The 6,652-nt window shown below is 33.9% G+C and carries 7 protein-coding genes; 3 read left to right on the forward strand and 4 right to left on the reverse strand.

The annotated features are described in order from the left end of the window. The coding region (locus CCAND38_RS11190; RefSeq protein WP_231550038.1) for an anaerobic C4-dicarboxylate transporter family protein at positions 1 to 458 on the reverse strand (458 nt) is incomplete at its 3' end. A 184-nt stretch (positions 459 to 642) separates the two neighbouring features. Between CCAND38_RS11190 and CCAND38_RS11195 the strand changes: the two genes are divergently transcribed. From CCAND38_RS11195 to xerD, 3 genes are read left to right on the forward strand one after another with little or no spacing between them, the layout of a single operon-like run. Then, positions 643 to 2,517: an ABC-F family ATP-binding cassette domain-containing protein gene (locus CCAND38_RS11195; RefSeq protein WP_042345536.1), complete on the forward strand. Its 1,875-nt coding sequence runs from the start codon at positions 643 to 645 to the stop codon at positions 2,515 to 2,517. Next, positions 2,507 to 3,004: a YkgJ family cysteine cluster protein gene (locus CCAND38_RS11200; protein ID WP_042345538.1), complete on the forward strand. Its 498-nt coding sequence runs from the start codon at positions 2,507 to 2,509 to the stop codon at positions 3,002 to 3,004. Before CCAND38_RS11195 ends, CCAND38_RS11200 begins: the two co-directional genes overlap by 11 nt. Positions 3,005 to 3,006: 2 nt before the next feature. Next, entirely contained in the window at positions 3,007 to 3,912 is a 906-nt protein-coding gene (xerD, locus tag CCAND38_RS11205) for a site-specific tyrosine recombinase XerD (protein WP_042345540.1), read from the forward strand. 3 nt (positions 3,913 to 3,915) lie between these two features. Here xerD and CCAND38_RS11210 read toward each other — a convergent pair whose 3' ends face one another. From CCAND38_RS11210 to CCAND38_RS11220, 3 genes are all read right to left on the reverse strand, one after another. Beyond that, complete coding sequence (locus CCAND38_RS11210) at positions 3,916 to 4,578, reverse strand: TrmH family RNA methyltransferase (RefSeq protein ID WP_042005355.1); 663 nt, start codon at positions 4,576 to 4,578, stop codon at positions 3,916 to 3,918. 139 nt (positions 4,579 to 4,717) lie between these two features. Further along, positions 4,718 to 5,809, reverse strand: coding sequence for a BF3164 family lipoprotein (locus CCAND38_RS11215; protein ID WP_082024991.1), 1,092 nt, complete (start codon positions 5,807 to 5,809; stop codon positions 4,718 to 4,720). A gap of 127 nt (positions 5,810 to 5,936) precedes the next feature. After that, on the reverse strand, positions 5,937 to 6,500 hold the full coding sequence (locus CCAND38_RS11220; RefSeq protein WP_042345545.1) for a phosphatase PAP2 family protein: 564 nt from the start codon (positions 6,498 to 6,500) through the stop codon (positions 5,937 to 5,939). Between the last annotated feature and the right edge of the window lie 152 nt (positions 6,501 to 6,652).

Below are 6,652 nucleotides of genomic sequence, written 5' to 3' on the forward strand. Positions count from 1 at the left end.
CCTGCCGTAGCTGCAGAAATGGGACTTGCTGTAATGGCTTGTTGCGAAGCAATTACTGAAATACTTAACGGACGTTCAGGACGAACTTTACTTTCCGTAGCAATTTCCGAGATGATAGGCAAAAGCGAATAAGCTATATGTCCCGTGCCGGAAAGAAACGTAAAAATATAGCATACCACTGGAGCTAAAAACGTAATCATTGAAGGATTCTTGCGAAGAATTCGTTCAGCTACCCTTACCAAGTAATCCAATCCTCCAGCTGCTTGTAAAGCTGCTGCTGCTGTGATAACCGAAAGGATAATAAGCATCACATCAATGGGAGCATTTCCTGGTTTCAAACCAAAACCAAATACCAGAACAGCAAGTCCGAGCATCCCAAAAACTCCTAATCCAATCCCTCCCACACGAGCTCCTACAAAAATAGCTACTAAAACAACAAATAATTCCGTGAAAATCAGCCAATCCATAGTATTTCAAAATTTGCCCCGAAATTACGAAATAATGCGCTATTAGCCTACGATTTTAACACTATAATTTGTGGTATGGAGCATTTTATATATCTTTGCTGAGAAATTGAGATTTTTGGGATTTAAACTTTAGAAGCGGTTTTTGAACCTATTAACTCATATATTTTTGAGCAAAATGAATTTATTATCCGTAGAAAACATATCCAAATCGTTCGGTGAACGTGTTTTATTTCAAAACATTTCCTTTGGCATCAATAAAGACCAAAAAATAGCTTTTGTTGCTAAAAATGGAACTGGAAAAACGACACTTTTAAACATATTATCAGGAAAAGATCAACCTGATAGTGGTCAGGTAGTGTCCAGAAATGGAATTCACATCGCTTTTTTATCGCAAAATCCAGAATTCAATGAAGATTTTACTATTGAAGAAGCCATCTTTTCTGTGGATAACCCCATTTTGAGAATCATTCAGGACTATGAAAAGGCTTTGAAAAATCCAAGTGATGAAAAAAATTACCAAAAAGCCTTTGAAAAGATGGAACTGCACAATGCATGGGACTTTGAAACTCAGTACAAGCAAATCCTATCACGGCTTAAATTGGATAACCTACAACTAAAAGTTAAAAATCTTTCAGGCGGACAAAAAAAACGATTAGCGTTAGCAAACGTCCTGATTACTAAACCTGACTTACTCATACTTGACGAACCTACCAATCATCTTGATTTAGAGATGATTGAGTGGTTGGAGCAATTTTTTGCTAAGGAGAATATTACCCTATTTTTGGTTACACACGACCGTTATTTTTTGGAACGTGTCTGTAATGAAATAGTGGAACTTGATAATGGAGAATTATATACTTACAAAGGGAATTACTCTTATTTTCTTGAAAAAAAAGAGCAACGTCTGGCTCAGGAACAAGCTAGTATCGATAAAGCTAAAAATTTATATGTCAAGGAATTAGACTGGATGCGTCGTCAACCAAAAGCTCGTACAACCAAATCAAAATCACGTATTGATGATTTTTATATCATCAAAGAACAAGCACACAAACGCCGTAAAGACCATGTAGTGCAACTTGAAATCAATATGGAACGTTTGGGAAGCAAAATTGTTGAATTTCACAATGTTGGCAAACAATTTGGCGAAAGAATTATTCTCAATAAATTCAACTACAACTTCTTACGTGGCGAACGGGTTGGAATTATCGGGAAAAACGGCACAGGAAAATCAACTTTTTTGAATCTCCTAACACAAAAAATAGAACCTGACAACGGAAAAATTGTTATTGGTGATACAATTAAATTTGGATACTACACTCAAGAAGGAATTGAGGTAAAAGAAGGACAAAAAGTTATCGAAGTAATTCAGAAATATGGTGAATATATCCCTTTACTTAAAGGAAAAACGCTTTCCGCAGCTCAATTATTGGAAAGATTTCTATTTGATCGTAAAAAACAATATGATTTTGTTGAAAAATTGAGTGGGGGTGAATTAAAAAGGCTCTATTTGTGTACGGTTTTGATTCAAAATCCTAATTTTTTAATTTTAGATGAACCTACCAATGATTTGGATATCGTAACTTTAAACGTTTTGGAAGAATTTTTGTTGGATTACCCCGGTTGTTTGCTTGTTGTATCGCACGACCGATATTTTATGGACAAAATAGTAGACCATTTATTTGTTTTCCGAGGTGATGGAGTGGTGGAGGATTTTCCTGGTAACTATACGGATTTTAGGGTATATGAAGAAAGCACACCTCCTGTTGAGGTAAGTTCTGAGAAAAAAGAAACTACTAAAAATGTATGGCGAAAAGATGGTTTAAAAGGATTGTCTTTTAACGAACAAAAAGAATTTAATCGATTAGAAAAAGAAATTTCTATTCTGGAAGATAAAAAAACAAGTATTGAAGATTTATTTTCTAAAGGAGAACTCAATTCAGATGAAATTCAACAAAAATCAATGGAATTACAGCAAATTATTACTGAATTAGAAGAAAAAACAGAACGTTGGTTTGAACTTTCAATGAAAATGGAAGAAAATGGAAATTAATTTGTCAGAACTACCCAAACTTGCCAAGCAAAAACGGGATGAAAGTTTACAGTTTTTTGCACAATTGAAGAAAAAACCTCCTAAAAAATTAGATTATATGATGCAGGAAATTCATGATGAGGTTTCTGCTGAAGTTGACTGTCTACAATGTGCTAATTGTTGTAAAACAACAGGACCACTGCTAACAAACATAGATATTGAGCGAATTTCCAAGCACTTACGCGTAAAACCATCGGATTTTATCACCAAATATTTACGCGTGGATGAAGATAAAGACTATGTATTTCAGTCAATGCCTTGTTCTTTTTTAGCATCCGATAATTATTGCTTAATCTATGAGGTTCGACCCAAGGCTTGTCGTGAATATCCACATACTGATAGGAAGAAAATATATCAAATAGGTAATTTGACAGTAAAAAATACGGAAATTTGTCCAATAGCTTTCAAAGTGGTTGAAAAAATGAAAGAAAGTATTAAGGTAAGATAGAAATGTGGCACAAAACTAAGGAAGAATACCAATTTTATTTGCAACTGCAACGGGGAATGTCTAAGAATTCAATAACTTCGTACGGATTGGATATCGAAAAACTCATTTCCTATCTCGAAACCTATCATATTGCAGAAACTCCCGACACTATTTCGGTGGATACCTTACGACAATTTGTATATGAAACTTCTAAAGGGTTGAATCCACGCTCACAAGCTCGACTCATCTCAGCTTTGAAGAGTTTTTTTAAGTTTATGATGTCCGAAAAAAATCGGGAAGATTACCCTATGGATTTGATTGAAAGCCCTAAAATAGGATTAAAATTACCTGATACCCTTGCTTTAGAAGAAATTGATAAATTATTAGAATCCATCGATTTAAGCATAGACGAAGGACATCGAAATAAGGCAATTATCGAAACACTTTATGGTTGTGGATTACGAGTTTCAGAGCTAATTTCTCTACGATTATCTGATTTATTTTTTGAAGAAGATTTTATTCGAGTGATGGGCAAAGGAAGCAAACAAAGACTTGTTCCCATTGGAGAATTTACAAAAAAACAAATATCAAATTATATTCATAATCAGCGAAAAAAAATCAAAATTGCCAAAGGACATGAAGATTACGTCTTTCTAAACCGAAGAGGAAAACAACTCACTCGAGCAATGATCTTTACCATTGTTCGGCAAACAGCGGAAAATATTGGGTTACAAAAAAAGATAAGTCCACATACTTTTCGACATTCTTTTGCTACGCATCTACTCGAAAATGGTGCAAATCTACGTGCTATTCAAACAATGTTGGGACATGAAAGCATCACAACTACACAGATTTACGTCCATGTTGAGAATTCACACCTGAGGGAAATGTTGGTAAAGTTTCATCCTCGTCGTACGTTTGAATTATAAAAACTACTCGGCATATTTTTCATTAAACCGCTGTAGTACAGCTTCTACACTGCGAATTGATTTTTTTGTCCAATCAATGCGAATGCATGTTTTTTCTTCTTCTGTAAGTTGCCATGAAACATCTGATTTTCTGAGTTTTTCAGTCAGTTGTTGCAGAATAATGGCTACACAAACCGAAATGTTTAAACTTTCAGTAAAACCTACCATTGGAATTTTTAGGTAAGTATCCGCTTGATTCAAAACTTCTTTTGAAAGACCACTTTTCTCCGTTCCGAAAAAGAAAGCACTCTTTCGGGTGATGTCAAAATCGTTTAGCAAATAAGCATCTTGATGGGGAGTTGTAGCCACAATTTGGTAGCCTTTTGCACGAAGGGTATCCATACACTCTTGGGTAGATTCATACCGAAATGTGTCCACCCATTTTTGAGCTCCCATAGCAATTTTAGCATCCAATCGCTTCCCAAAACGCTGTTCAATCAAATGAGCTTGTTGCACACCAAACACTTCACAACTGCGAATCACGGCACTGGTATTGTGCATTTGAAAAACATCCTCAACGGCAACCGTAAAATGATTAGTCCTTAGCGATAGAATTTCGGTAAAGCGTTCTTTGCGTGAGTCCGTAATGAAATTTTCTAAATATGTCAAAAGTGTATTCTGATTCATTGCATTTTATGAATTAAAGAAACTTCATTTTTTTGAATTTTCTGTGTTATATATAAAATAAACTTGCCCTCCAAAAGAAATAACACTATGCCTGTGAACATGTTCTTTTAGAGGGCGAAGTTACGAAAAAATAATTTGTTTATTTCATTTCAGATAGTATGTGAGTTATGTCATAAACAAACATTTCATCGGAAAGTGAATCAAGCGTGTACAATTTGTTGTTTGTGAAATCAATATCAAAAGAAGTAGCTAAATGATCTAATTTCAGTTCAATCAAAGGATTTCCTTCCCAATCGAACAAGAAGATGGTTGGTAAATTTTCACGATTCGTTTGATAGTTTTTCTCCTTTTCGTTTATGAACATAACTCCAAAAAAATTTTTAAATGAGCGAACATCACAAAATGTATACATCCGATTCCATCTGAATGTATTTTGAATACTTGTAATGCTATTCATCTCTTTACCCAAACATATTGTTTTTGCTATAGTATCATTTTGTAGCGAGTACATATTTATGTAGTTAAGTCCTAAGGGCATTTCTACTAAAATATCTTTTTCATGATCGTATTTAACAAGCGTTGATAATATGTTCGTATCCTCGCCTCTTCTTACGTGAGCTTCATTGAGTTTTGCCAATGGAGGAGGTATTCTTTTGTTGTTTTGGCGGAACATAAATCGCTCTTGTGAAGTAGCTTCGTTATTCAGTATTTTACAAAAGAAATGAGTTTCATCAAGCATTTGAACATTGAACAGCGATTGGGGTAAATCCAATTCGGAAATAATCAATTCTTCCGTTTTATTTGCCAATACCTGAGAAATATTTAACTTACAGAGCTTTCCTCTATTAAAATCATAAATGTGAGCTATCCATTCATTATTTTGATTTGATATCCAAGTCTGCGTACAAAGGTTAGGAGCCATAGGAAAATCATTAGGTCCTTGTCCTTTTTTCAAAAATGCTCCCAAAACTTTTTGTTTAGGCAATGAGACCAATTTCCATAAGGCATCACTGTCATTGGTTGATAAAAACAATAAGCTATCTACAATACGAAATCTATTGACTCCCAAAACTCCAAAATCAACCATTTTTTCTTTGATAAGAGACCGTGATTTGGGAAAGTTTTCAACATATTGAACTTCATCAAATGACATATATTCATTAGATAGCGTTTCCTCTTTACAAGAAATTAAGGAGAAGAAACATAAGTATAAATATATAATTTTTCTCATGGTTAAATCTATTATTGTGTTTAATTATAAATTGCTGAATACCATCAATTTAATCCATAATGTTATTTACAACGCGACTAATTATTTCTTTAAACCCTTCGTACATAACCTTTTTAGAAACTTGATATTACATTGTTTTATGTTTATACCTATCAGCTATAATTAGATAAAACACAAACCCTAACAATCCGCCTATGATAAAGCCCGTAAGCACATCACCAGGAAAGTGAACTCCTAAATAAATTCGGCTGTAACCCACTAAAAATGACCACAAAAGCAACACAAGAAATAGCCATTTTATTTTCTTATGGAATAATTTACCAAAAAAGACAGCTACTGCCATTGAACTAGCTGCATGAGCCGAAAAATAGCCGTATTTACCACCACAAATAACCAAACGCATTTGGGAAATTAGACTTTTGTCATGACACGGACGCAATCGCTCAAAACCGTATTTAAAAACATTCGCCAATTGGTCGGTAGCAACAATCATCAGGGCAACACAAACTAATATTACGATAGTTTTCTTCCACTTAAAGTACTTGAAACAGAAAAAAAGCAACAAAACATACAAAGGTAAAGCAGAAAATTTATGACTTATAAAGAGCCAAAAAATATCCCAATGCTCTGAACCTAAGCCATTAAGGTAAAGGAATAACTCTTTATCTTTTTCTATAATATATTCAAACATAATGGATTGTTATCTTAGGCTTCAATATTGATTTTATCTGTTAGTATATATTCCCTATAAAAAATATTAAAAAATATCCGAGGTGTGGATTTTCAACTCAGGAAATTTAACCGATGTAATATATTCATCTACAACGGGTTTCAAAATTCTGT

The sequence above is a fragment of the Capnocytophaga canis genome (genome assembly GCF_000827555.1).
Classification (GTDB): Bacteria; Bacteroidota; Bacteroidia; order Flavobacteriales; family Flavobacteriaceae; genus Capnocytophaga; species Capnocytophaga canis.

Bases quoted from the DNA above. Each gene is read 5' to 3' on its own strand.
- CCAND38_RS11195 (WP_042345536.1), top strand. From the start codon at position 643: ATGAATTTATTATCCGTAGAAAACATATCCAAATCGTTCGGTGAACGT.
- CCAND38_RS11200 (WP_042345538.1), top strand. From the start codon at position 2,507: ATGGAAATTAATTTGTCAGAACTACCCAAACTTGCCAAGCAAAAACGG.
- xerD (WP_042345540.1), top strand. From the start codon at position 3,007: ATGTGGCACAAAACTAAGGAAGAATACCAATTTTATTTGCAACTGCAA.
- CCAND38_RS11210 (WP_042005355.1), bottom strand. From the start codon at position 4,578: ATGAATCAGAATACACTTTTGACATATTTAGAAAATTTCATTACGGAC.
- CCAND38_RS11215 (WP_082024991.1), bottom strand. From the start codon at position 5,809: ATGAGAAAAATTATATATTTATACTTATGTTTCTTCTCCTTAATTTCT.
- CCAND38_RS11220 (WP_042345545.1), bottom strand. From the start codon at position 6,500: ATGTTTGAATATATTATAGAAAAAGATAAAGAGTTATTCCTTTACCTT.